The organism is Paraburkholderia sp. XV (assembly GCF_020177535.1).
GTDB classification, from domain to species: domain Bacteria; phylum Pseudomonadota; class Gammaproteobacteria; order Burkholderiales; family Burkholderiaceae; genus Paraburkholderia; species Paraburkholderia caribensis.
The window spans coordinates 1-24,699 of record NZ_JAGUUD010000041.1 but is presented as its reverse complement, the minus strand read 5'-3'; the positions used below and the strand labels follow the sequence as shown (position 1 = coordinate 24,699).

The window sequence follows — 24,699 nt, the reverse complement described above, 5'->3', positions numbered from 1 at the left end:
CGCGCTCGGCTACGAGTGCCTGTCGCCGGGATCGCGCCTGACGCCCGTCAGCATCGCACCGATCAGATTGTCGCGCGTCCACACGCTCATGATGATGGCCGCCAGAACGTGCACGCATACGCAGATTTCCAGCGCTATCGACAGAACCGTGTGAAGGTCGTGCGGCCAGTCTTCGCCCCAGAACGCGTCGAGCCGCATCAGCCAGCCGCTTAGCGCCAGTGCCAGAATCAGTAGCCAGAGTGCGATCGCCATCAGACCGCCGAGCGGATTGTGCGACAGATGACGGTGTGGCGCGCCTGCGGCCAGCGAGCGCACATAGTCTTTCAGGTGCGCCGGCGTTGGCCACCAGGCGGAGAAGCGTGCGCAAGGCGTGCCGACGAACCCCCACCCGAAGCGGCAGGCAACGAGACCGGCAGCGATATATCCCAGTACCCGATGCAACTGGTCAGTCGGCCCGAACAGATTCCACACGACGATGCCGGCGACGGTCCAGTGTGTGAACCGCACGCCTATGTCCCAGGTTTTGACGGGCATCGCGCGCGAGACGTCAGTCGATCTCGGACTTCACGACAGCAAGCGTCTTGGCGTCGTAGTAGATCTCGACTTTCTTGCCCTCTTTGTTGTGGCCGTAGATTTCGTAGCAGTTGCCGTCGACCTTGAACTTCTTGATCTTGTAGCCTTGCGCCTCGAGTTGCGCGCGCGCATCCGATTCCTTCATCCACTCGCTCTTCGGATAAACCGGGCAATCGGCTTTAGCGAACGCCGCGCCGGAAACGCCCATTGCCACGCATAACGCCAGGAACCTGAACATCCGTCACCTCATGTGCTGGTTTGTCGAGCGCTTACTCTACGTGTACCCAGGCGTGTTCGCAAGCTTATTGTAGGGTTCAAGAAGGAGTGACGATCTCGACCTTCGCGCAGGTCGACACCCGCGTTCGAACGGTCAGATTCCCTCGACGCGGCCCGCCGCGAGTACCGGCCCAGTGGGTTGCCCAGTTGGCGATCCCCCTTGCGGTTCAAGGGACACCGCTAGCGTGGTCTGTGCGCCGAGTTGCTGAAGCCGATCCCGCGCGACGTGCACGATCGTCGGGCGCTGCGGATCGATGACGCCCAGCGAGACGGGTTTCGAGCCGGGCGGAATCATCCACATCTGCGTGGAGTGATGGGCGGCGATTACGAAGTCGCGAGGCGGAACGACGACGATCTGTGCGTGCTGCGCATCCACCGTTGCCGTCCAGGCTGCGCCCGCGCCTTGCCGTTCGAGCGTCGCAACGAGATATTGCGCACCTGCGCGCGGGGCCTCGGCTTCGTGCAACATCACGGTGCGTGTCAGGACGATGGCGAGCGCGCAAGCGGCAACGACCGACGCCAATCCCGTCCAGCGCCAGAACAACAGGCTGTTCCATAGGCCCGCCCGGTGACCCGTCCGCGTCCAGCCCAGTTGTGCTTGCAAACGGTCCCACACATGTGAAGGCGGCATCACCTCCGCCACGTCTTCGTTCAACGGCATCAGACGCGCTTGCCAACGCGCGAGCGATTCGGCCATGCCCGCTTCCTGCTGCAATGCGAGTTCGATTTCGCGGCGCTCCTCGTCGCTGAGCACGCCGAGTACGTACTCCGCGCAGCGAAGGTCTTTGTCGTCGGAAGAGGCGGGCGTATTCATCTTTCAAGACACGTCTTCAGCTGCATCAGACTGCGGCGGATCCAGCTTTTCATGGTGCCCAGCGGAACACTCATTCGCGCGGCCAGCTCGGCGTACGACGAACCCGTGAAGAATGCCTCCCTGATCGCCTTTCTCTGAGTCTCGGGCAGCGCTTGCAGACACAATTCGAGCCGCTGGCGTTCCTGGCTGAGTTGAGCAAGGGCAGCGGGAGTGGGCGATTCGTCGACAATCTCTTCGACCGTTGTTTCGTCAAGCGAGACGGTGCGGCGGCGTCTGATGCGATCGATTGCGCGATTGCGCGCGATCGTGCCGAGCCATGTGATGGCGCTCGATAACTGCGGATTGAAGGTGGCCGCCTGGTTCCAGGCGGTGACGTACACATCCTGAAGCGTGTCTTCGGCTTCGGACCGGTCACGCAGTACCTTGATGCAAATGGCGAATATCCTGGGAGACGTACGACGATAGAGCGTTTCGAACGCAACCCGGTCGCGCAACGCAACAGCCGATAGCAAGCGATCCAGATCGTCGTGCCCCACTGTGTCCGAAGACGTGGGTGTACGCATCGCGTCACGCATTTCCTTCGGTTGCCTTGAGGACATGTTCTACCCGGGCTGGCTGTACACGGTACGCCTTCGTGCCCGTAGTGTATCAGCGTGATGCGCATCCAGCGGCCCGCCATCGGGCAATAGTCGCGAGGGCATCGGACCTCCAGGGCGGTCGTATGCGCGGATTCGATTCCCTTTTTACGTGGCTGGACGTATCGCGGATGCGCAGCGGTCAGCGGCGGTTGTATTCCCAGCCCCTGTGCCAACCACCGCCCTGACCATTGCCATAGCCGACGAGTGGTGCCCGATACACGACTGGGGGTGGATTGGACTGATAGACATAGGTGCCCGGCGCCCCATAGGCACCCGGCGGCGCGTAGCGGGATTGGTAGGTTACGGGCGGAGGCGGCGCAGGAATCGGCATGTAATAGCCACCCGCATTGGCTTGAGCCGAAGCTGACGCGGGTGCGCAGGCGGCCGCAGCGATTGCGAGCAGCGAGATTGCGTGCTTCATGATGTGACTTCCCGTCGATTCGCCAGGTCGCCCCGACTGTGAGACGGCCATTTGAAGCATAGTCGCTCGACGGGCGCTCATCTGTAACGGTCGGTAACGCGCTTGTGTGTCGTCGCTCGTGACCTCGGCGGCGAGCCCGTGGCGCCGTCGCTCTTGCAGAACAGTGAGCCGTATCGTTGATCGAATCGTGTTTGCGGACGCTGCGTGCCCGTGACTATCCCGGCCAGTTCCGGCAATTCGACGGTAGTACGTCAGCAATCGACCGTTGACAATTGAACGGCCGCTCGCAAGGCGAGCAGATAGCTTTCCACTCCAAAGCCGCAGATTTGCCCATCGACGATCTCGGCGAATACCGAGTGATGCCGGAACGGTTCCCGGGCGTGGATATTGGACATGTGCAATTCCACGACCGGGCAGGTGAGGATAGCCAGCGCGTCGCGTATACCGTAGCTGTAGTGCGTCCACGCCCCGGCGTTGATCAGCACGGCGTCACAGCGCTCCTCGAAGGCGCGGTGAATGCGTTCGCACATTGCGCCTTCACTATTGGTCTGGAACGATTCCACGCGCACGCCAAGCTCGACGGCGAGAGCCCGCAGCCTCGCATCGATTTCGGCCAGCGTGATCGTTCCGTACTGCACCGGGTCGCGCTTGCCAAACATATTGTGGTTGATACCGTGAAGCATCAGGATCGTTTTCATTCGTCACTCCAACGCATTCTCAGTCCAGCGGCACCGTGAGCCGATCGATCACGGCATGGGTCTGGGGCCGCACGCCGCGCCACCACGCGAACGCTTCTGCTGCCTGCTCCACCAGCATGCCGACGCCGTCGGCGACACGCAGCACCCCCGCATTGCGCGCGAGTCTCAGGAACGGTGTCAGCCGTTTGCCGTAGGCCAGTTCATAGGCCGCGCCCGTCGGGCTGAAAACGCCCGGCGGCACGGGCGGGAGTTCGCCCGTCAAGCTGGCCGACGTCGCGTTGACCACCAGGTCGAACTGTCCCATCGCCTCGAGATCGGCGTAGCCGCAGGCGGCAAGCGGCCCGCTCGTGGCGGCCTGGCCGACCAGTGCCCGAGCCTTCGCGATATCCCGGTTGGCGACGATCAGTTCGGCAGGCCGCGCGGCAAGGAAGGGCAGCAACGCGCCACGCACGGCGCCACCCGCACCGAGGACCAGCACGCGCTTGCCGGCCATCGGCAGGCTCAGATTGATCTCGATGTCGCGCAGCAGGCCGACGCCATCGAAGTTCTCGGCAATGATCCGGCCGTCCTTGAAGCTCAGCGCGTTAGCGGCGCCTGCGAGTTCGGCGCGCTCGCTGCGCTCATCGGCCATCGCGAATGCTTTCAGCTTGAACGGCGCGGTCACGTTCATGCCTTTGCCGCCCGCCGCGATGAACGCGCGTACGGTCGCGGCAAACGCGTCTGACGGCTCCAGCGGACCTTCGATCGCCGTGTAGGACATGGCCTGCTGCGTCTCTTCTGCAAAAAGGCCATGGATCAGCGGGGACTTCGTATGGCCGATCGGATTGCCGATCACCGCGTATTGGTCAGTCATCATGGCCTCACCTTCGAATACAACACACCATCAGTCTGCATCGCGTCGATTTCGGCGGCGCCGAAGCCCAGCGATTGCGCCACTTCCGCGTTGTGCTGACCGAGATCTGGCGCGACTTCGCGGATCGTCGTGTCGCAGTCGGAGAAGCGAAAGGGCAGATTCGGCAGACGCAAAGTCCCGTAGCGCGGGTGCTCCTGTTCGACCACCATGCCGCGCGCGACGATCTGCGGATCGGCAAGTACCTCGTCGATACGCTGCACCTTCGCACACGGCACATCGATGCCGTCGAGCAGTTCAAGCACCTGCGCGACGGGTCGGCTCGCCACCCAGGGCTTCACGACGGACAGAATGTCCAGGCGGTTCGCATTGCGTCCCGCGAGCGTGTGAAAGCGTGAGTCGGTGCCAAATCCGTCTGGTCCGCCATGCGCCTCTATCATGGCCGCGAAGCGCTTCCAGGCGTCGTCCACCTGTGCCGCGATCACGAGGTCGCCATCGGCGGCACGGAACACGCCGTAGAGCGTCGACGTGGGCATATCGTGGCCCGTCTGCTCCGGCACGATGCCTTGCAACGTGTAGCACTGAACCGCGTATTCATGCATCGACACCAGCGTGTCGTACAGCGCCATATCGATATGCTGGCCGCGCCCGCTCTTCACGCGGCCGAGCAGGGCGGCATTGATCGCCGCCACCGCGTGAATGCCCGTGTACATGTCGCCGAGCGAGATGCGCATCAAAGGCGGCGGCTCACCGGGCGTGCCGATCATCTGCATGATCCCGCTCTTCGCTTCGGCGATCAGGCCGAAGCCTGCGCGATGTGCGTCCGGTCCCGTATGCCCGTACGCCGAGATCGAGCAGTAGACGAGGCCGGGATTACGCGCGGACAGTTCGTCATAGCCAAGCCCGAGTTTGTTCAATGCACCCGGCCGGTAGTTCTCGACGAACACGTCCGCCGAGTCGCACAGCCGCTGCATGAACTCTTTGCCGCGCGGGTCGCGCATATTGACGCTGACGCCGCGCTTGCCCATGTTCAGTTGCAGAAAATAGCCGCTCTGCTCATCGTCGAGCACGGTTGCGTGCTGACGTCCGGCGTCGCCGCTGCCCGGGCGCTCCACCTTGATGACTTCGGCGCCGAGCGCCGCGAGACAGCGTCCGACATACGGACCGGCCAGAAAATGGCTGTAGTCGACGACGCGAATCCCTTCGAGAGGACGTGCTTGCATCAGAACGCTCCCGGCCGGCGCGGCACCATCAGACGATGCTCGCCATGCTGGACGACCAGGCCGTCCTGATTGATCAGTTCGGACGGCAGTACGACGATCCCCCAGCCCGGGCGGCTCTTGCTCGCGCGCATCGCGCCCACGCGGAATTTCACGTGCAGCACGTCATTGACCTTGATCGGAAGGTTGAAGTCCCACGTCCAGCCGAGCGACATGCCGGGCAGGAAGCGGTATTCGCTTTGGGTCTTGAGCCCGTCGGCGATAGACAGGCCAAACAGACCGTGCGCGACGATCGAACCGAAGTGGCTCGCGTTCGCGTATTCCTCGTCCACATGCACGGGCGTGTGATCGCCGGTGAGGTCGGCGTAGGCGAGGATGCGTTCCTTCGTCACCGTGTAGTTCGGGCTCACGCACTCGTCGCCCTCGTTGGCATCGTCCCAGTACTTGTCGATGATCGTCATCTCAAACCTCCGCGCGCGGATTGATGTCCAGTGCCCGCGCCACACACGAGGCGGGCCTGGCCTGAATCAGTTCGACGGCGAGGCCGTCCGGCAGGCGCAACCAGTTGCGTCCCTGCGGCATTTCGCTGACGTCATGGCGTCGTGCGGCGGCGAGCGCCGCTTCCATGTCTTCGCACATCACGCCCAGGTGACCGAGGCGGCCTTCAGGCGCGTCATGCTGCGGGTTATGAATAAATTGCAGACCGCCGAGCGTCCAGTACTGCCGGGGTTCCTCGACGGTGCCGTCGACCTCGCGCATCGTCATGCCGAACACGTCTTCGAAAAAGCGGATGTGCCAGTGGATGTCCTTCACCCAGATGGCGACATGCTCCAGATAAGCCCTGCTGCCGTTCATGCCGTTGTCTCCTTGCGTTGTCGGTCGGTCATGGCGCGCTCGATGCCCTTGATGCACGCCACCAGCGTCGCGTTGACGGGCGTCGGCACGCCATGCCGTTGGCCCCAGCGCACGACCGCGCCGTTGATAAAGTCGATTTCAGTGATGGAGCCTTTTTCGAGGCTTTGCAGCATCGAGGTCTTGAACGACGCCGAAAGGCCTTCGCCGGCGAGCGTCCACGGACGCTCGGGATCGGTGGTGGAGAGGGCTACGCCAGCGGCCTGGGCGACCGAGATGGCTTCGGCAACCGCTGCGAGCGCAGCCGTCTTCAGAAGCGGCTCGTCGTAGAGCTGGCCGTAGGTGAGGCCGGTGGTTCCCGTCAGCGCGCCGGTTGCGACGTTGACGAGCAACTTGTCCCACATCGTGCCGACGATGTTGTCGCTGACAGTGGTGGACAAGCCTGCGGCGTTGAATGTTTCGGCGATCGCCGTCACGCGGGCGGTGATTTCGCCATCGAGTTCGCCGATATAAGTCGCCTTGCCGGCGACGCCAGACTCGATATGTCCCGGATTGCGCATCACGCCGCCGACATAGGTCTTGCCGGCCAGCACGCGTCCACGCCCCACGATGTCCGCCAGCACGTCTTCATGCCCGAGGCCGTTCTGCAACGACAGGACCAGCGTGCCGGGGCCGACGAGCGCCAAGGCGCCACGCATGGCCGCATCGGTATGAAACGACTTGACCAGCACGATCACCAGATCGACCGTTCCGGCTTCGGCAGGACGCGTCGTGGCCTTGACTTCCACACGGCGCGAGCCATTCGCGTCGTCCACGCGTAGACCGTCGCGCCGCATCGCCTCCACATGTGCCGCCGAGCGGTTCAGCAACCAGACCTCGTTGCCGCCTTCGGTCAGCGCCGCGCCGATGGCACAGCCCAGCGCACCCGCGCCCAGAATCGCAATCTTCACTGCCGTCTCCTTAATCTGACGATCAAGATACGATTCGACGCTCATGTCGGCAATGCAATGGATACAATGACGTCATTGCGACTGGCAATAATGCTATGAACCCGGCCGAACTCCCCGATCTCAAACTGCTGCAGCTTTTCGATCTTCTCTACGATGTCCGCAATGTCACGCGCGTCGCGGAGCAGCTCGGACAGAGTCAGCCGACCGTCAGCATCTGGCTGGGGCGTTTGCGCGAGCATCTGCAGGACCCGCTGTTTATCCGTACGCCCGGCGGCATGGCGCCGACGCCGCAGGCCGACGCGCTGATCGGCCCGTGCCGGGAGATTCTCGAATCGCTGCGGCGCTTCGCGGCGTGGGAGATTGCATTCGATCCCACCACCGCCAAGCGGCGGTTTCGCATCTGCATGACGGACGCGAGCCACATCACGCTGCTGCCCCGAATGCTGGCGCACGTGCGCGCGCAGGCGCCCGGAATCCGTCTGGAAGCGGCAAGGATCGACGGCAATACTGAACGCGCGCTGGAATCTGGCGAGGCAGACCTTGCGATCGGGCACGTGCCCTGGCTCGGCGGCGGCATTTACCAGCAGCAGTTGTACACGCAGGACTGGGTGTGTCTGGTCAATAAGCATCATCCGCGCGTGCGTGGAAAGCTCGGGCTCAAGCAGTACCGCGCCGAAGGCCATGTCGCCATCGCGGCAGGGACGGGGGCGCAACTGCTGGAGCAGGCGCTCGTGCGCGAACACGTCGAGCGGGACGTGGTACTCGAACTGCCTGGGTTTCTCGGCCTCGGGGCCATCATCAGGAACACCGACCTGATTGCCACGCTGCCGCGGCATATCGGCGAGACGCTGGCGAAGGTGAATGAACTGTCGGTGCATGCGTGTCCGATGCCGGTGGAGGGATTTGCGGTGCGGCAGCACTGGCACGCCCGCTATCACCACGAAGCGGGAAATCGCTGGCTGCGCGATATGGTGGCGCAGCTATTCAGCAGTTTGCGATGATGCAGGGCGTCCGCAACGCGAGCTCTGTACGTACGCGTTCCGATCCGAGAAAGCCGACGCACACGCACAGCCTGGCCGACTGCGCCGAGCGTGCCGCCGACATCGTGTAATCCGGGGCGCCTGTAACGACGGCAACAACCCTTCCGACCTGCTAGACTGAAAGTTCCCCTGCAATCCATGGAGGGAGACATGACGACCGTCTACGTCGTGAAGACTGGCGAGAAGTTCCTCTGCACCGCAGAGGACGGCGATATCGGTATGGCGCCAGAGATTAAGGAAGCCACTTCCTTTCTCTCGTATGAGGAAGCGAACAAAGTCGCGAACGAGCACGCCGACCCCGGATACGAAATCCTGACCGTCAACCGTACGAGACACTGATGACGAGTGCGATACCGGGCGCTCAGTGAAGGAGGGCTAGCAATTCAGGAGGCGTCGTGCGAATGACGCCGGGGTTGGCAGCGTCCAAAACCATTTGAGTATGGCCGGCGTTGTTCATCGCGATTCGCACGACGCGGTTGATGTGCATATCGCGTCACGCGGGCGGGAGACGTCTATTCCTGTCGCTCCAGGAGGGGCGCCGCAGCACTGCGCGCATCAGCCGTCTTCAAGAGATCAAGCAGTTGCTCACAGTCGCTCGGAAACAGGCAGGCAAGCGCGAATTCGCTAATCGCTACGTTCTGACCTCGCGGCAGCAAATCCAGCATACCTGGGAACTTCTCGCAAATGATAAATCCGAGGCACGACAACGCGGACAACACGACGGCGGAAAAGGCCACCTTCTCGACAACTCGAAAATTCAACGCCATGACTGCACCCCTCGTATCAATTGCGTCAAACCGGCGAAGACACGTTTGGTCGGCCTTTCCTATATCGGCATCATGAAATCGGGTACCCAGTAATGGATGGGGCATTCAATTCAAAAGCGTAGCAGCCGTGCTGAGACCGCCGATTTTATTACAACATACTTTCAATGAATCCTGGGGCGCAAATGGTTTTATATGACCGTGGTGCCGCGATCCAGGCGTCGAGCACCAGACGCGGTAATTCCTTCGTCGCGCACGCGAGCATGCTGAAAGATTACGGCGAATCCGTCTGCCTGGCTGACTTGGAGCGGTTCGCGGGCAGAGCGACAAGTGACGCGCGAATCAGAATAGAGAACGATATTGATAATCTTATTGGCGTGGCCGAATTTTCGGCGATGCGCGTGCGGTCGGTAGTAAGCGTCAGAAACGTTCGGGTCTCTTTCCCGGGTGAGTCTCGTTATAGTTGTCGACCGTTTCTTCGACCGCGGCCGTTACATTCGCAATCGCGACGCCGCAGGTTTTAGGACTTCCGCGGCGATCGACCGCTTGAAAGCGTAGCGCGCTTCATACTCATAAGCTCTTTCGCCTCATGCCGATCATCCGCAGATACGATTGGGACAGTCAACCATTTCCCGTCAGGGTATGCGCGAGCTTCATCGTAGAGCTTGAGCAACTGTGGGCTCCAGAAATAACGCCGGGCCTCAAACTTCTCTCGTTCAGCTCGCCCCAAGACCACCAGAACCGAAAGCAGCCTGTATGCCGGCAGCAGAGTGCAGAAGGCCCTGGTCTTCTTGTAGCGCAGCGACCAACCGCGTGTCTTGCCACCATATAGCCAATCTGGCTCGAAAACCCCGGGGTAGGATGCCTCGATCCAGTTGCGTAGCTCGACCCAATGTTCAAATGCCTCCGGCCCCATCCATTCGCGGACGGTGCGCTCATCAGGTTGTGAAGATTTGTCGGCGATTCTGTCGCCGATCTGGGCGGACTGGTTCACGTTGCTTTCCTCTTCATCTTCGTCTTCATGGGTGGACTGCTTCTTCTGCGAGATCACGACCTCTGAGCGTCAGGCCACCAGGCCACCAGGTCTGGACAGACGCCAGAAGGGCAGCAAGCGACGCAGCCATCAGAACGACATCCATGGCTTCAGTTACTTGATCGGCGTGGTCAGCGCATTGTCATTGGTGTCGAGGACAAACACAGCGATCAGCTTTGCCGACTCGGTCTTGCTCGCGTTGCGGCTGATCGAATGGATTGCACCCGGCGGTTCGGACCAACTCTCGCCTGCCCGATAGATGTGCGTCTCACCGTCATTCACCTTCGACTCGATTGCACCTTTGATCACGTAGGCGTAAATAAAGGCCGACTTCGCGTGGGTGTGGGGCGGGGAGGCCGCGTCCGGCGCGTAATCGACTTCCACAGCGATCAGCGACTTGCCGGGGACATTAGGAATAACTTCCTCGAAGTTCTTCGTGACGGTTTGCCCTTTGCCGTCGTGGGCTGAGACGGAGCCGGCCGACACGATGACAAGTGTCGCGTAGCTGGCAGCGATGATGGTTCGGAGCTTCATGGACTTCTCCTTCTGAGTGTCGGCTAGTCTTTGCTGTTCCGTGTTCCATGCCGGCCTAACTTCAGGCCGCCGCCACTTGCAATCCGCGCTGCACCGCCGGACGCGCGAGACCACGGTCGAACCAGCGCTGGACATGTGCGAAGCGGTCGAAGCCGACGAGTTCACGCGCTTCGTAAAAGCCGATGAGGTTGCGCACCCAGCCAAGCAGTGAGATATCGGCGATGCTGTAGTCGGCGCCCATCACCCAGTCGCGGCCCGCGAGCCGCGCGTCGAGAACGCCGAGCAGCCGCGCTGATTCCGCTGCGTAGCGATCGCGCGGGCGCTTGTCCTCATACGCTTTGCCGGCGAACTTGTTGAAGAAGCCAACCTGACCGAACATCGGCCCGACACCACCCATCTGCCACATCAGCCATTGGATGGTTTCGTATCGGGTGTTGGGATCGGTGGAGAGCAGCCGCCCCGTCTTATCGGCGAGATAGATCAGGATCGCTCCCGATTCGAACAATGGGAGGGGCCGTCCGCCGGGACCGTCGGGATCGAAGATCGCGGGAATTTTGCCGTTGGGGTTGAGCGCGAGAAATGCCGGTTCATGGTTCTCGTTCGCCATGATGTCGATGCGGTGCGCCTCGTAGGCCAGGCCCGTCTCCTCCAGCATGATGCCGACCTTCACGCCATTGGGCGTCGGTAAGGAAAAGAGCTGTAGCCGATCGGGATACTGCGCCGGCCAACGCGTGAAAACGGGATGATGAAGCGTCATGTTGATCCTGGATGAACGGGCGGAGCCAGCCTTGCACGTGACATGGCCGGCTCCTTTCCTTGGCTCCGTGCCGGGACCATCGGCGCCCCGCAAAACGGACAAGATCCAGAGGAGGGCAGGACTATTCGCCCTGCTGGCTTCCTCACGGATGAGCGGGGATAACCTCAAATGGGTTAAGAGCGTTCAGATCGAACCGGCCGGCGCAACAGCGGGAAAGTCCTTCTCGGGATCGAACACGTTGTTGAAAAAGTTCGTGAGGGAATACATGGCCACCAGCGCGACGACTTCCATCACGTTTGCATCCGTGTAACCTGCATCGCGAACAGCTTGCAGATCGGCGTCACTGACCTGACCTCGGGTTTCGATGACTTTGCGCGCAAACTGGACGGCGGCGTCCCGTTTCGGATCGATTGCGTGGCCCTTCCGTGCGAGAACGATTTCATCGGCCGGCAGCTTCGCCATGTGCTCAGCCGTAAAGCTGTGGACCGTCAGGCAATAGTTGCATCCGTTCACTTCGGAGACAGCCAGGCCGATGCTGTCACGCGTCTTCACGTCGAGCGCCTTGCTCAGGGAGCCGAGCAGGGTCGCCCACGCATTGAAGGCGATCGGGCTCTGCGCGAAGGCTGCCATCATATTCGGAGTGAATCCGATATTTTTCGTGAACGCATCGAGTGTCGGCTTCGAATCGTTCGGTACCTGGTCCTGGTTTAAGATAGTAGTCCTTGTCATCATAGTCTCTATAAGTTACGGGTTTCACTGATTGGGGAAAGTTGTGCTAATCGTTCCCTTGGTTTACTTCACGCCTGGACCCGCGTCGAGGCGGTTCAGGTCTTCAAATACGAGGTATCTTGCCTATACGAGCGCCAATACATCGGCCACGGGACGGCGCGGCTTCTGCGCCCAGTTTCCTGACCGCTCCGCTCCGATCGACAACAGCAGGACGGGCACTTCGTCCGCAGCCAGACCGAACTCGCGGTGCACCGCGTCGGCATCGAAACCGATCATCGGTGTCGAACCCAGTCCCAATGAGCGGGCGGCATAGATCATCGCCGCGGCGCCAAACGTGGCGGTGCGGACGGCTTCGTCGCGTCGGCGCTGCGGATACGCCATATATAGATCGCGCGCGGGGTTTTCCCACTCCGGCACCATCGTGGCCGGCATGACGCCTGCACTCACCAGCGGAGCCAGGCGCTCCGGTATGACGCTCGTATCGACCAGCTGGCCGCAGACGATGAAGGTAACGGCCGCATCGGTGACTGCGGGCTGGTTCCAGGCGATCGGACTTAGCCGTGCCTTGGCTTCAGGCGTGCGCACGGCGATGAACCGCCAGTTCTGCAAGTGGAACGATGTCGGCGCACTGGTGCCGATTTGCACCAGCTCGCGGATCTGGTCGTCGCTCAAGGTAGCAGCGGGATCGTAATACTTGGCGGCGCTGCGGCTCAGGATGCATTCGATGACTGCATTGGTCATGGTGGTTCCATTGTTCATGGCGATTCCTATGATTGCGGGAGAGAGATTGCGGTGCACGGGTGCTTTCGGTGCGAGGCCTTCATCAGGTGATCAGGAGCCTCTAATGTAGGCTCACGCGAAAGCAATTTCACGCCTGCATTTGCTCAATAAAGTGTCCAAAAGGATCAAGCGAACGCAGACGATTTATCTTTTGAATTCAAAACACGGGACGCAGCAGGCGTGTTGTCTCATCGGGATCCAGGTGCAGGTATGAAAGAACGCTTCGCGAGCCGCCGGCCCGCTACTGGCACTTGCGGGCCAGACGGCGCCATTCACCCGCCGTCATTCCCATCCGGTCGGCGAACAGCCGCCGGAATGACGATACGGACTGGTACCCGACCGATTCGGCGACCGCTTCCGTACTCAGCCTCGAATTCTTCAGCTCGTTAGCAGCCAGGCTGATGCGGATATCCGTCAGCAGGTCGATGGCCGAGCGCCCGAGCGTGTCCTGGAAGTGCCGCATGAAGGTGGCGCGTGACATGCTGCACAAGGCGGCCAGATCGGGCAGACTCCAGGGCCGGGTGGGATCGGAGAACATGGCGGTAATCGCGGGAGCCAGTCGTGGATGACCGGCGAGCGCCAACAAGCCTGCCGGTGCCTGGTCGGATTCGCTCGCCTCGCGCAACACCAGCGTGAACAGCGCCGAACTGAGTGCATTGAGGATCGCGTTTCCGCCTACCTTGTCGCCCGTGGACTCGTCGCGCATCAGCCCCACAAAACTGGCGAGCTGATTCGAAGCAGACGCGATGCTCTTTTCACCATCGCCACTCATGGTCCGTACCACCACATCTGTGGGCAGGTAATTGCGAATCAGCCGGTCATGAGGCGGTCCAATGAAGAATCGCCCGCACAACATGTCCAGATGATCGCCCTTGCCGTCATTCTCGCTGAGTGTCAACCCGGCAGAACTTTCGCGTTCGTGAGTGGGCCCAGGGGCACGTCCGCTGCCGTCGTGCAGTACGTGCGCCGAACCGTGAGGCATTAGCACGATGTCGCCGCCCACCAGTTGTCTGGCCATGCCTGTCTCCGGATTCTCAACGATGGCCTTTCCCTTGAGCACGACGTGATAGGGGATCTCATTCGCTGCCGACTCGGCCCAGGCCACACGCCATGGCGCGCCGTAGGTACAACGAACCTCCAGCCGGCCAGTGATGGTGATCATTTGCAACAGGTGACTCAGCCAGTCGACTTGGGACATAGGACTCCCTTAGGCCTCAGCACAGGAAAGATTGAAATGTGGCGTATCTCAGCGGCCGGCACTTTGCCCGCCGTCGACGTGCAGGATCTCTCCTGTGATAAACGGTGCGGAATCAAGAAAGAGAATCGCGTCCGCGATATCGCTCATCTCCCCTATATGTCCCAGCGGATTAAACGCCCCGAGTGCATCATGAGTCTCCGGCGCATGCATCGGCGATTTGATGATTCCGGGCGCAACAGCATTCACGCGAATACCCTTGCGCGCGTACTCGATCGCTAGCGACTTTGTCGCGGCATTGAGACCGCCCTTGCTCAGCGCTGCCAGGACGGAATACACACCGGTATAAGCCGTGTCGGCGATGCTGGCGGTCACGCTAACCACATGACCACTCGAACGCCTCTCCATTTCGGCGATGGCGAGTTGCGTGATGTAAAAGAAGCCCTTCATATTCACATCCATCACAGCAGCGTAGTCTTCGGCGGTGTGTTCGGTGAAAGGCTTTCCGATGTAAATGCCTGCATTGTTCACCAGCGTGTCGATCCGGCCAAATCGGGCAATGCCTTCGGCAATGACGCGCTGCGCGACGGCGGGATCAGCGATATCCCCGGCTACCGTCAGGACATTCGCGTCGTCCGAAGGACTGATCGAGCGCGAGGTTGCAACGACGGCATAGTCGAGCTCGCGGAATGCGCGAACGATCGCAGCGCCGATCCCGCGCGACGCGCCGGTAACGAGGACAACCTTCCGTGACGTGCTCATGCTTTAGTACCTTTTATCGTGATGGTCTGTGGAGAAGGCCGGAGACTGCGGAAGCCAGAATCATGCGGTGGCGATTGACGGGCACTTGCGATCCATATACGCGCGGACGGAATATCGAATCGCCGCGGCGTATCGGCTTGCCGGACAGCACACAAATCGCATCCGCGCGCGCAAGACCCATCCCCCAGACCTGATTCGCGTAATGACCGAGACAGGGGTCGCTCCAGCGTATGCTGATTGTCGTCGGCGACAGCTTCTCCACGATTGAGATGTGCAAGGGCGATCGTTCGTTTTGCATGGTCGGGCATCGCTCATCATCAAAACCTTATCGGCAGGGCCGAATGGGTTCCCGGGAATGGTTGGCGTTCGGGCTTTGGCGTCGTGCTCGTATGATCGGCTTTCACGCAAAACGCAGACAGAATCGGACGAATGATCATGGCCAGCTATCTCCGCGTTGGCCCTACATTGATATCAACGATGGTGTGTTTATTCTGTACCATCGATGGTACGAACAGAAGAACCAAGATCATTCACTTTTGTGTGTACCAAGAACATGGATTCGGACTTGCAGATTCAGCTCGATCGGACAGCGAAGCTTTCCCTGGCAGAACAGATTCGCGAGAGCATCAGTCGGGCCATAGAGTCAGGTGTGCTGGCTCCTGGTACCCGGCTGCCCTCGTGGCAGGACCTGGCCGCACAACTCGGCGTGGCGCGCGGAACGGTTCAAGCGGCATATGAACGGTTGTCCGACGCGCAGATGATCGAAACATTCGGGGCAGGGGGCACGCGCGTGGCCCCGCGGCTCCGCGTGGCGGCAACTCTGCCCAAAGCGCCGCGGCTCGGAACGTTCATGCGGGCCTATGAGGAGATGAACGCTGGACCGGCAATCTTCCAGCTCGGCATTCCGGCGTTTGAAGGGCTACCGGAGAAGCTTTTTTCACGGGCGCGCTCTTCCAATCTGCTGAAAACAGGATGTTTATCGTCCCTGCTCTATCCCGACCCAAGAGGGGAACTCGAACTGCGCAGGGAAATCGCGGGCAATCTCTCCATTGCCAGAAACTTTCACTGCCATCCTGAGCAGGTGTTTGTCACTTCCGGATACAGCTCCGGCTTGGGCCTGGCACTACGGGTGTTGGGTTTGGACGGTAAGAAAGTCTGGATGGAAGAGCCCGGTTTCATGGTCACCCGGAAGGGATTGGAACTCGCTCGCCTGAATATCGTGCCGATACCGGTGGATGCAGACGGAATCAACGTGGACTATGGTATCGAGAGGGCCGCGGACGCCGCGTTAGCCGTCTTGACGCCCGGTCAACAGGCTCCTTTGGGCTCGACCCTGTCGTTGCGGCGACGTCTTCAGGTGCTCGAGTGGGCGACTTCGAGCGGTGCATGGATCATTGAAGACGACTACCTGGGTGAGCTACAACTGGAAGGCAGGCCGGCACCTGCCATGGCGTCGCTGGGCGAGGGCAAACGGGTCATCCACATCGGTTCTTTCAGCAAGACTGTCAACCCGGCTCTGCGGCTTGGATTCGTCGTGGCGCCGACCGAACTGGCCAACGCGTTCTCCGAGGTCGCCGCAACGCTTGCTCCCGCGCCATCACCCGTTATTCAACTCGCCACGGCTCAATTCATGCGTGACGGCCACTACCTCCGGCGGGTGCGCCGGCTCAAGCGTCAATATTCGGCCCAGCGTCACGCACTATGCGAGCAGTTGCGAATGCGCGACGCGGAGTGGGTGAGCGCTGGCCTGGCAGTACTTCTTCGACTCCCCGACGGCGCACCCGACGTGCGGATTGTTCGTGAAGCGATGACGGCTGGCATGGGGCCATCGCCATTGTCCGTGTGGTTCGCGAATCCGTCCTGGACTCTACCCGGCCTTTTGCTCGGGGTTGCGACAGCACCTGAACAGCACCTCGCGACATCGTGTCAGCGACTGTTCGAGATCATCGACCGATATCGCTCATGAGACGCGCGGGGATAACCAGAAGTTATCGCCCGCGCAGCAGCTTTTCATTATTCAACCCCGCCCCGTTTCCCTACATTGTGCGGCAGACGCAATGTAGCTCAGTCAACTGGAAACGAGGAATCACATGAAATTGCTGCGATATGGCGCCCCCGGTCACGAGAAGCCCGGCATGCTCGACCGCAACGGCGCAATACGCGATCTGTCCGGCGTGATCGACGACGTCGCTGGCTCGACGCTTTTGCCGGAATCGCTGGAACGCGACGTACGCATTCCGCGCGGCTCGCAAAAGACCGACTGGGAAGTCGAGCTGGGCGTCGTGATCGGCAAGGGCGGCGCGTATATCGACGAAGCCGACGCGCTCAGTCACGTGGCGGGCTATTGCGTCGTCAACGATGTCTCCGAACGCGAATATCAGATCGAGCGCGGCGGCATCTGGGACAAGGGCAAGGGCTGCGACACGTTCGGCCCGATCGGCCCATGGCTCGTCACCGCCGACGAAATCCCCGATCCGCAGCGCCTCGGCCTCTGGCTCGAAGTGGACGGCAAGCGTTATCAGAACGGCAATACCAGCACGATGATCTTCAACGTCGCGCAGATCGTCGCGTACCTGAGCCGCTTCATGAGCCTGCAACCGGGCGATGTGATCTCGACGGGCACGCCGCCAGGTGTCGGCATGGGGCACAAGCCCGAGCCCGTCTATCTGCGCGCGGGGCAGACGATGCGCCTCGGTATCGAAGGACTCGGCGAGCAGCAGCAACGCACCGTCGCCGCATAAACAGAGCGCGCCGATGAACCGCTACGACTGTACGCAGCGGGCGGCCGCGGCACGTATCGAGCGTTACGTGATCGCGCCGTAAAGCTCGCCCGCCACCTGCTTCAACGCGCGTACCACTTGTGTCGAAGCGGGCGACAGCAACTGCCCGGTGCGCGTGATGATGCCGAAGTCGTCCATCCGCAGCGGCATGTCGAGCGGCAGAATCGACAGCAGCCCGTGCGCCGCATAGTAGTGCGCGACCTCGGCGGCGAGCACGGCGAGCATGTCGCTTTGCGACAGCAGGCTGGTGACGAACAGCAGTTCCGCGCTCTCGACCACGTTGGACGGCGGCGCGAGGCTTTGACGCTGGAACATCAGCTCGAAGCGATGGCGCAGCACGCTTTGCGCGGGCGGCACGACCCATGACGCGTCGACTACATCCGCCAGCGTCAGCGACGGCGCCGCCAGCAACGGATGACCGGATCGGGCGACCGCCAGCGCCTGTTCTTCCGCGAGAGGCTCGTAGCGCAAATGCAGCTTGTCATGTTCGACGGAGAGCCGGCCAATCACGAGATCGAGCTTGTCCTGCGCAAGGCTTTCGAGCAGCACATTGCTGCTGTCGATCTCGACACTCACGCTCAAGCCAGGATGCTGCTGCTTGACCTGCGCAATCGCGGCGGGCAGCAGGCTGACGGCGGGCGACGTGATCGTGCCGACGGCCACGCGCCCGAGTTGCCCCGCTTTCAGCGCGAGCACTTCCTCACGCGCCTGATCGAGACTGCCGACCACCGAGCGCGCGTGGCGAATCATCACCTCGCCGTACAGCGTCGGCCGCATGCCGCGCGGCATCCGTTCGAACAGCGGCGCATCCAGCATCTCCTCCAGTTCGCGCAGCAGCTTCGACGCGGCGGGCTGGGACATGCTCAGCGCGTCGGCGGCGCGGTGGATATTGCCTTCTTCGTCGAGCGCGACGAGCAGCAGCAATTGCCTCGTCTTCAGCCGCGTGCGGACATACCAGGGGTTCGAATCAAGCATAAGGGTTAATACCAATAATTAAAGCGATATCGGTTCGATGCCAATTTTCATTAGAAAGATATCAGACTGCTTCGTAGACTGCTCATTTCCCCATGATCCGCAACCACCCTTCGTTCCGTCCCACACGGTTGCGCAAACATCAGCACTTGCCTTCAGGAAGTAAGCATGTCGGATAAGAAAACCAAGCTGCGCTCGGCCCAATGGTTCGGCACGGCTGACAAGAACGGCTTCATGTATCGAAGCTGGATGAAGAATCAGGGCATCCCTGATCACGAATTCGACGGCCGGCCGGTTATCGGCATCTGCAACACGTGGTCGGAACTCACGCCGTGCAACGCGCACTTCCGCAAGATCGCCGAGCACGTGAAGCGCGGCATCTACGAAGCGGGCGGCTTTCCCGTCGAATTCCCCGTGTTTTCCAATGGCGAATCAAATCTGCGCCCCACGGCGATGCTCACGCGCAATCTCGCGGCGATGGACGTCGAAGAGGCGATTCGCGGCAATCCCATCGACGCCGTCGTGCTGCTCACCGGCTGCGACAAGACCACGCCCGCGCTGCTGATGGGCGCGGCGAGCTGCGACGTGCCCGCGATCGTCGTGACGGGCGGCCCGATGCTGAACGGCAAGCTCGACGGCAAGGACATCGGTTCGGGCACGGCCGTCTGGCAACTGCACGAATCGCTGAAGGCGGGCGAGATCGATCTGCACAAGTTCCTCTCGGCTGAAGCAGGCATGTCGCGCTCGGCGGGCACTTGCAACACGATGGGCACGGCATCGACGATGGCGTGCATGGCGGAAGCGCTCGGCACGTCGCTGCCGCACAACGCGGCCATTCCCGCTGTCGACGCGCGCCGCTACGTGCTCGCGCATATGTCGGGCATGCGCATCGTCGAGATGGCCCACGAAGGGCTCACGCTGTCGAAGATTCTCACGCGCGAAGCGTTCCTGAACGCGATTCGCGTCAATGCGGCGATTGGCGGTTCGACTAACGCGGTGATTCACCTGAAGGCGATTGCCGGGCGCATCGGCGTGCAGCTCGATCTGGACGACTGGGTACGGATCGGACGCAATACGCCGACCATCGTCGACCTGATGCCGTCGGGCCGCTTTCTGATGGAAGAGTTTTATTACGCGGGCGGCTTGCCCGCCGTGCTGCGCCGACTCGGCGAAGCCGACCTGCTGCCGCATCCGGGCGCGCTGACGGCGAACGGCAAGGCGTTATGGCACAACGTGATGGATGCGCCCATCTACAACGACGAAGTGATCCGCCCGCTCGACAAGCCGCTCGTGAAGGACGGCGGCATCCGTGTGCTGCGCGGCAATCTCGCGCCGCGCGGCGCGGTGCTGAAGCCGTCGGCGGCGACGCCTGCATTGCTCAAGCATCGCGGACGTGCCGTCGTGTTCGAGAACTTCGAGCACTACAAGGCACGCATCGTCGATGAAACGCTCGACGTCGACGCGAGCTCCGTGCTGGTGCTGAAGAACTGCGGGCCGAAGGGTTATCCGGGCATGGCCGAAGTCGGCAACATGGGCTTGCCGCCGAAGCTGTTGCGTCAGGGCGTGAAGGACATGGTGCGCATCTCGGATGCGCGGATGAGCGGCACGGCATACGGCACGGTCGTCTTGCACGTGACGCCGGAAGCAGCCGACGGCGGCCCGCTTGCCGCTGTGCAGGACGGCGACTGGATCGAGCTGGATTGCGATGCGGGCACGTTGCGCGTCGATATCAGCGACGAAGAACTGGCGCGCCGCCTCGACAGCCACACGCCGCCCGCGATGCCCGCCGGCGGCGGTTATCAGCGGCTGTATATCGATCACGTATTGCAGGCGGACGAGGGTTGCGATCTGGACTTTCTCGTCGGCTGCCGGGGCGCAGACGTGCCGCGCCATTCGCATTGAGGAGAGAACGAATGAATCTGACAGGTGAACTGCTGATAGGCGCAAGCGCGCGGCGCGGACAAGGCGCCGGGTTTCATGCCGTCGATGCGGCAACGGAACAGGTGCTGCAAGCGCCGACGTATTACAGCGCGCAAGTGGGCGATGTCGACGCCGCCTGCGCATTGGCGGAAAGCGCATTCGACGCCTACCGCACGCTGCCCGCCGAGCGCCGCGCGGGTGTTCTCGACGACATCGCCGCGCGCATCGAAGCGCTCGGCGACGCGCTGATCGAACGCGCGATGAGCGAATCGGGCTTGCCGAAAGCGCGTCTCGAAGGCGAGCGCGCGCGTACGGCAAACCAGTTGCGCATGTTCGCGGCGCTCGTGCGCAGCGGCGACGCACTCGATGCGCGCATCGAACCCGCGTTGCCCGAACGCCAACCGCCGCGCACCGATCTGCGCTTTCAGCGTATCGGCGTCGGCCCCGTTGCCGTGTTCGGCGCGAGCAATTTTCCGCTCGCGTTTTCGGTCGCGGGCGGCGATACGGCTGCGGCGCTGGCAGCGGGCTGCCCCGTTGTCGTGAAGGCGCATCCGGCGCATCCAGGCACGTCGGAACTGGTAGGCCGCGCGATTCAGGAGGCCGTGCGTCACGCAGAACTGCCCGAAGGCGTGTTCTCGATGTTGTTCGACGCGGGCCATGAAGTGGGCGCGGCGCTCGTCGCGCATCCGTCTATCAAGGCCGTGGGCTTCACGGGTTCGCGCGCGGGCGGACGTGCATTGATGGCGATTGCGAACGCGCGAGCCGAGCCGATTCCCGTCTACGCGGAAATGAGCAGTGTGAACCCGAATCTGCTGATGCCGGCGGCGCTGGCCTCGCGCGCCGAAACGCTGGCACGCGATTTCGTCGCATCGGTGACGCTGGGTTGCGGGCAGTTCTGTACGAATCCGGGCTTGATGCTCGGCATTGCGGGCGAAGGTTTCGAACGTTTCGCTGCAACAGCCGCGCAGAGCATTGACGGCGTGCAGGCGGGCGTGATGCTCACCGGCGGCATCCTGCGCGCGTACGAGGCAGGTATCGAACGGTTCGCGGCGAAACCCGCTGTGACGACGCTCGCGCGCGGCAAGGCGCCCGAGGCGGGCAGCCGGCGCGCGCAAGCCGTGTTGTTCCGCGTGAGTGCCAGGAGCCTGCTCGCGGATCACACGCTGGCTGACGAAGTGTTCGGCCCGTGCAGCGTGCTGGTCGAGTGCGCCGATGCTGATGAGTTGCGCACGGTGTTGAACCGGATCGAAGGGCAACTGACGATCACGCTGCATCTCGACGACGCCGATCAGCCCGCCGCGCAAGCGCTGCTGCCGGTACTCGAACGCAAGGCGGGCCGTATTCTCGCGAACGGTTTTCCGACGGGCGTCGAAGTCTGCGATGCGATGGTGCACGGCGGCCCGTTCCCCGCGACATCCGATGGACGCAGCACGTCGGTCGGCACGGCGGCGATCGAGCGATACATGCGTCCCGTCTGCTATCAGAACCTGCCCGCCGCGCTGTTGCCCGAAGCGTTGCGCGATGCGAATCCGCTTGGTGTGCATCGGCGATTCGCGGGGCGGCACGAGCGAACGCCTGGTTGAGTAAGCAAGCTCTCAACGCAGTACATAACGACATGATGGAGACATCGCAATGACCACACCTTACGCCAGCGCGCAGCAGGCCGCACCCGCAGTCGATGCGGGCACGGGCGCGGCGCTCGCCGACGAACAGCGGATCATGAGCCTGCTGGTTCGCCGGCTGATTCCGTTTCTCGCGCTGATTTACGTCGTCGCGTATATCGACCGCTCCGTGGTCGGCTTCGCGAAGCTGCACATGAACGCGGCCGTCGGACTCAGCGACGCGTCCTATGGCCTCGGCGCGGGGCTGTTCTTCATCGGCTATTTTCTGTGCGAAGTGCCGAGCAACCTCGCGCTCGAACGCTTCGGCGCGCGCGTATGGTTTGCGCGGATTCTGTTCACGTGGGGCGTCATCACGATGGCGATGTCGCTCGTCAGCGGACCGACGAGCTTCTACGTGCTGCGCTTTCTGCTCGGCGCGGCGGAAGCGGGTCTGTATCCGGGCATTCTGTACTTTCTCACCAAGTGGTTTCCGATGCGTCATCGCGCGCGCATCATCGGCCTGCTGGTGCTCGCGCAACCGCTTGCGGGGATTCTGACGGGACCCGTTGCGGGCCTCGTGCTGTCGACGCACGGCGTGTTCGGCCTGTCGAACTGGCAGACGCTGTTCGTGCTGAGCGGTCTGCCCGCCGTGCTGCTGTGCGTGCCGACCTTGCGCGTGCTGCCCGAGTCGCCCGCGAATGCGAAGTGGCTTGCGGCGTCGGACCGCGCGTGGATCGAACGCGAACTCGCCGCCGATAGCGCGTCATATGGGTTGCAGTCGCACGGCAATCCGCTGGCCGCGCTGAAGGACAAACGCGTGCTGCTGCTCGCGCTGCTGTTCCTGCCGTTTCCGTTGAGCATCTATGGTTTGTCGTTGTGGCTGCCGACCATCATCAAGGCGTTCGGCGTCACCGATGCCGTGACGGGCCTGCTGTCGGCAGTGCCGTATCTGTTCGCGGTGGTCGGACTGTGTGTCGTGCCGCGACATTCGGATCGCAAGCGCGAGCGGTACTGGCATATCGTCGTCGTGTCCGCTTTCGCGGCGCTCACGATGGCGCTGAGTGCATGGACGCATGCGCCCGCGCTGCAATTCCTGTTCATCTGCCTGACGGCGTTCTCGCTGTATTCGATCCAGGCGGTAGTGTGGGCGCTGCCCGGCCAGTTTCTGTCGGGTGCGCGCGCGGCCGTCGGCATCGCGACGATCAATTCGCTCGCGAACCTGGGCGGCTACGTGGGACCATACGGCATCGGCCTCATCAAGGATGCGACGGGCAGTCTCGCGTCCGGCCTTTATTTCCTGTCCGCGACGCTGCTGTTCGCTGTCGTGATCACGTTCGTCGTGCGGGCGTCGTTGCCCGAACCGAAGACGCATGCGCGTTGAGTGCGCGTGTGACCTGTTCAACACATTTCTAGCGGAACCCAAGTCATGACTTCACAACGCACTCCACGCTATCGCGGCATCTTCCCTGTAGTGCCGACCACTTTCACCGAAACGGGCGCGCTCGATCTGGAAAGCCAGAAGCGGGTCGTCGATTTCATGATCGACGCGGGTTCGGACGGTCTGTGCATTCTCGCGAACTTCTCCGAGCAGTTCGCGCTCTCCGACGACGAACGCGAGACGCTCACGCGGGCGATGCTCGAACACGTTGCGGGACGCGTGCCCGTCATCGTGACGACGAGCCACTACAGCAGCGCTGTGTGTGTCGAGCGCAGCCGTCGAGCGCAGGAGCAGGGCGCGTCGATGGTGATGGTGATGCCGCCTTATCACGGCGCGACGTTCCGTGTGCCCGAGACGCAGATTTACGAGTTCTACGCGCGGCTGTCGGACGGCATCGACATTCCCATCATGATTCAGGATGCGCCTGCGAGCGGCACTGTGCTGTCGGCGGCATTTCTTGCGCGGATGGCGCGTGAGCTCGAACAGGTGTCGTACTTCAAGATCGAAACGCCGGGCGCGGCTGCGAAGCTGCGCGAGCTGATCCGTCTCGGCGGCGATGCCGTGGAAGGTCCGTGGGACGGCGAGGAGGCGATCACACTGTTCGCGGATCTCAACGCGGGCGCGACGGGGTCGATGACGGGCGGCGGCTATCCGGACGGCATTCGGCCGATTCTCGAAGCGTTCCGCGAAGGCAAGCGCGATGAGGCGTTTGCGCAGTATCAGCGCTGGCTGCCGCTGATCAATCACGAGAACCGTCAGACGGGTTTGCTTGCTGCGAAGGCGCTGATGAAGGAGGGAGGGGTGATCGCATGCGAGGCGCCGCGGCATCCGCTGCCGGCGATGCATCCGGATACGCGCGCTGAACTGATTGAGATTGCGCGGGGGCTTGATCCGATGGTGTTGAGGTGGGGGAAGTGAAGGTGTAGGGGGTTAGCGCTGGCCGGTGTGTTTGCCCTTGCGCTGGCATCCGCGGATTGTTAGCGTGCTTCGCGCGTCGCCGTTCGGTTGTTTTTGGTGTTTGCGCTGGCGTCCGCGATTCGTTTTGCCTCGCTGGCATCCGCGAATTGTTAGCGTGCTTCAGGCGTCGCCCCTGTGCGGGGCG

General features: G+C 62.2%; 29 protein-coding genes. 9 read left to right on the top strand and 20 right to left on the bottom strand.

What is annotated here, in order from left to right; all coding sequences use genetic code 11:
* Window positions 1–9: 9 nt before the first annotated feature.
* The 11 genes from KFO72_RS20125 to KFO72_RS20075 form a co-directional block, all read right to left on the bottom strand.
* Window positions 10–534 (bottom strand): cytochrome b/b6 domain-containing protein, encoded by a 525-nt coding sequence (locus KFO72_RS20125; RefSeq protein ID WP_225032849.1) that lies wholly within the window; start codon window positions 532–534, stop codon window positions 10–12.
* 13 nt (window positions 535–547) lie between these two features.
* Entirely contained in the window at window positions 548–811 is a 264-nt protein-coding gene (locus tag KFO72_RS20120) for a PepSY domain-containing protein (protein ID WP_060609991.1), read from the bottom strand.
* A 132-nt stretch (window positions 812–943) separates the two neighbouring features.
* Window positions 944–1,663 carry an anti-sigma factor domain-containing protein gene (locus KFO72_RS20115; protein ID WP_225032848.1) on the bottom strand — a complete coding sequence of 240 codons (720 nt, stop codon included), beginning with the start codon at window positions 1,661–1,663 and terminating at the stop codon, window positions 944–946.
* The gene (locus KFO72_RS20110; protein ID WP_224099969.1) at window positions 1,660–2,226 is read right to left on the bottom strand and encodes a sigma-70 family RNA polymerase sigma factor; all 567 of its coding nucleotides are present in this window, start codon (window positions 2,224–2,226) and stop codon (window positions 1,660–1,662) included. Before KFO72_RS20110 ends, KFO72_RS20115 begins: the two co-directional genes overlap by 4 nt.
* Window positions 2,227–2,440: 214 nt before the next feature.
* On the bottom strand, window positions 2,441–2,722 hold the full coding sequence (locus tag KFO72_RS20105; RefSeq protein ID WP_225032847.1) for a hypothetical protein: 282 nt from the start codon (window positions 2,720–2,722) through the stop codon (window positions 2,441–2,443).
* A gap of 251 nt (window positions 2,723–2,973) precedes the next feature.
* Window positions 2,974–3,420, bottom strand: a complete 447-nt coding sequence (aroQ, locus tag KFO72_RS20100) for a type II 3-dehydroquinate dehydratase (RefSeq protein WP_062917619.1) — start codon at window positions 3,418–3,420, stop codon at window positions 2,974–2,976.
* Between the two features lie 19 nt (window positions 3,421–3,439).
* Window positions 3,440–4,273 (bottom strand): shikimate dehydrogenase, encoded by an 834-nt coding sequence (gene aroE, locus KFO72_RS20095; protein WP_054931631.1) that lies wholly within the window; start codon window positions 4,271–4,273, stop codon window positions 3,440–3,442.
* On the bottom strand, window positions 4,273–5,493 hold the full coding sequence (locus KFO72_RS20090; RefSeq protein ID WP_054931620.1) for a CaiB/BaiF CoA transferase family protein: 1,221 nt from the start codon (window positions 5,491–5,493) through the stop codon (window positions 4,273–4,275). Before KFO72_RS20090 ends, aroE begins: the two co-directional genes overlap by 1 nt.
* Window positions 5,493–5,951, bottom strand: coding sequence for a MaoC family dehydratase (locus KFO72_RS20085; protein WP_054931621.1), 459 nt, complete (start codon window positions 5,949–5,951; stop codon window positions 5,493–5,495). Before KFO72_RS20085 ends, KFO72_RS20090 begins: the two co-directional genes overlap by 1 nt.
* Before the next feature lies 1 nt (window position 5,952).
* Window positions 5,953–6,345: a VOC family protein gene (locus KFO72_RS20080; RefSeq protein WP_054931622.1), complete on the bottom strand. Its 393-nt coding sequence runs from the start codon at window positions 6,343–6,345 to the stop codon at window positions 5,953–5,955.
* Window positions 6,342–7,292, bottom strand: a complete 951-nt coding sequence (locus KFO72_RS20075) for a ketopantoate reductase family protein (RefSeq protein ID WP_054931632.1) — start codon at window positions 7,290–7,292, stop codon at window positions 6,342–6,344. Before KFO72_RS20075 ends, KFO72_RS20080 begins: the two co-directional genes overlap by 4 nt.
* A gap of 95 nt (window positions 7,293–7,387) precedes the next feature.
* Here KFO72_RS20075 and KFO72_RS20070 point away from each other — a divergent pair, with 95 nt between their 5' ends.
* The 3 genes from KFO72_RS20070 to KFO72_RS20060 all read left to right on the top strand — a co-directional run bounded on the left by KFO72_RS20070 (window position 7,388) and on the right by KFO72_RS20060 (window position 9,192).
* A complete protein-coding gene (locus KFO72_RS20070; protein ID WP_054931623.1) occupies window positions 7,388–8,293 on the top strand; it encodes a LysR family transcriptional regulator in 906 nt (301 codons plus the stop codon).
* Window positions 8,294–8,482: 189 nt separating this feature from the next.
* The gene (locus tag KFO72_RS20065) at window positions 8,483–8,671 is read left to right on the top strand and encodes a hypothetical protein (RefSeq protein WP_035996276.1); all 189 of its coding nucleotides are present in this window, start codon (window positions 8,483–8,485) and stop codon (window positions 8,669–8,671) included.
* 110 nt (window positions 8,672–8,781) lie between these two features.
* On the top strand, window positions 8,782–9,192 hold the full coding sequence (locus KFO72_RS20060) for a hypothetical protein (RefSeq protein ID WP_225032846.1): 411 nt from the start codon (window positions 8,782–8,784) through the stop codon (window positions 9,190–9,192).
* Window positions 9,193–9,616: 424 nt separating this feature from the next.
* Here the strand turns inward: KFO72_RS20060 and KFO72_RS20055 are convergent, their stop codons facing one another.
* The 8 genes from KFO72_RS20055 to KFO72_RS20020 form a co-directional block, all read right to left on the bottom strand.
* Window positions 9,617–10,090, bottom strand: coding sequence for a DUF3788 domain-containing protein (locus tag KFO72_RS20055; protein WP_062918801.1), 474 nt, complete (start codon window positions 10,088–10,090; stop codon window positions 9,617–9,619).
* Between the two features lie 153 nt (window positions 10,091–10,243).
* On the bottom strand, window positions 10,244–10,663 hold the full coding sequence (locus KFO72_RS20050; RefSeq protein ID WP_035995878.1) for a cupin domain-containing protein: 420 nt from the start codon (window positions 10,661–10,663) through the stop codon (window positions 10,244–10,246).
* Window positions 10,664–10,724: 61 nt separating this feature from the next.
* The gene (locus tag KFO72_RS20045) at window positions 10,725–11,420 is read right to left on the bottom strand and encodes a glutathione S-transferase N-terminal domain-containing protein (RefSeq protein ID WP_225032845.1); all 696 of its coding nucleotides are present in this window, start codon (window positions 11,418–11,420) and stop codon (window positions 10,725–10,727) included.
* Window positions 11,421–11,603: 183 nt separating this feature from the next.
* Window positions 11,604–12,149 carry a carboxymuconolactone decarboxylase family protein gene (locus KFO72_RS20040; protein ID WP_225032844.1) on the bottom strand — a complete coding sequence of 182 codons (546 nt, stop codon included), beginning with the start codon at window positions 12,147–12,149 and terminating at the stop codon, window positions 11,604–11,606.
* Between the two features lie 123 nt (window positions 12,150–12,272).
* A complete protein-coding gene (locus KFO72_RS20035) occupies window positions 12,273–12,908 on the bottom strand; it encodes a nitroreductase family protein (protein WP_062917623.1) in 636 nt (211 codons plus the stop codon).
* A gap of 262 nt (window positions 12,909–13,170) precedes the next feature.
* Window positions 13,171–14,127 carry an AraC family transcriptional regulator gene (locus tag KFO72_RS20030; protein ID WP_225032843.1) on the bottom strand — a complete coding sequence of 319 codons (957 nt, stop codon included), beginning with the start codon at window positions 14,125–14,127 and terminating at the stop codon, window positions 13,171–13,173.
* A 48-nt stretch (window positions 14,128–14,175) separates the two neighbouring features.
* Entirely contained in the window at window positions 14,176–14,886 is a 711-nt protein-coding gene (locus KFO72_RS20025) for an SDR family NAD(P)-dependent oxidoreductase (RefSeq protein ID WP_225032842.1), read from the bottom strand.
* Window positions 14,887–14,899: 13 nt separating this feature from the next.
* Window positions 14,900–15,184, bottom strand: coding sequence for a DUF3331 domain-containing protein (locus tag KFO72_RS20020; protein WP_082433861.1), 285 nt, complete (start codon window positions 15,182–15,184; stop codon window positions 14,900–14,902).
* Window positions 15,185–15,439: 255 nt separating this feature from the next.
* On the opposite strand from KFO72_RS20020, the gene KFO72_RS20015 reads away from it, so the two are divergent.
* Complete coding sequence (locus KFO72_RS20015; RefSeq protein ID WP_412101789.1) at window positions 15,440–16,852, top strand: PLP-dependent aminotransferase family protein; 1,413 nt, start codon at window positions 15,440–15,442, stop codon at window positions 16,850–16,852.
* 124 nt (window positions 16,853–16,976) lie between these two features.
* Window positions 16,977–17,627 (top strand): fumarylacetoacetate hydrolase family protein, encoded by a 651-nt coding sequence (locus KFO72_RS20010; RefSeq protein ID WP_225032840.1) that lies wholly within the window; start codon window positions 16,977–16,979, stop codon window positions 17,625–17,627.
* A gap of 63 nt (window positions 17,628–17,690) precedes the next feature.
* Here KFO72_RS20010 and KFO72_RS20005 read toward each other — a convergent pair whose 3' ends face one another.
* Window positions 17,691–18,641, bottom strand: a complete 951-nt coding sequence (locus KFO72_RS20005; protein ID WP_225032839.1) for a LysR family transcriptional regulator — start codon at window positions 18,639–18,641, stop codon at window positions 17,691–17,693.
* 165 nt (window positions 18,642–18,806) lie between these two features.
* On the opposite strand from KFO72_RS20005, the gene KFO72_RS20000 reads away from it, so the two are divergent.
* The 4 genes from KFO72_RS20000 to KFO72_RS19985 are packed head-to-tail and all read left to right on the top strand — an operon-like array spanning window position 18,807 to window position 24,515.
* Entirely contained in the window at window positions 18,807–20,540 is a 1,734-nt protein-coding gene (locus tag KFO72_RS20000) for an IlvD/Edd family dehydratase (RefSeq protein ID WP_060610006.1), read from the top strand.
* Window positions 20,541–20,551: 11 nt separating this feature from the next.
* The gene (locus KFO72_RS19995; protein WP_225032838.1) at window positions 20,552–22,141 is read left to right on the top strand and encodes an aldehyde dehydrogenase (NADP(+)); all 1,590 of its coding nucleotides are present in this window, start codon (window positions 20,552–20,554) and stop codon (window positions 22,139–22,141) included.
* A gap of 49 nt (window positions 22,142–22,190) precedes the next feature.
* Window positions 22,191–23,540, top strand: coding sequence for an MFS transporter (locus tag KFO72_RS19990; protein WP_225032837.1), 1,350 nt, complete (start codon window positions 22,191–22,193; stop codon window positions 23,538–23,540).
* A 45-nt stretch (window positions 23,541–23,585) separates the two neighbouring features.
* Entirely contained in the window at window positions 23,586–24,515 is a 930-nt protein-coding gene (locus KFO72_RS19985; RefSeq protein WP_054931644.1) for a dihydrodipicolinate synthase family protein, read from the top strand.
* Window positions 24,516–24,699 lie beyond the last annotated feature (184 nt).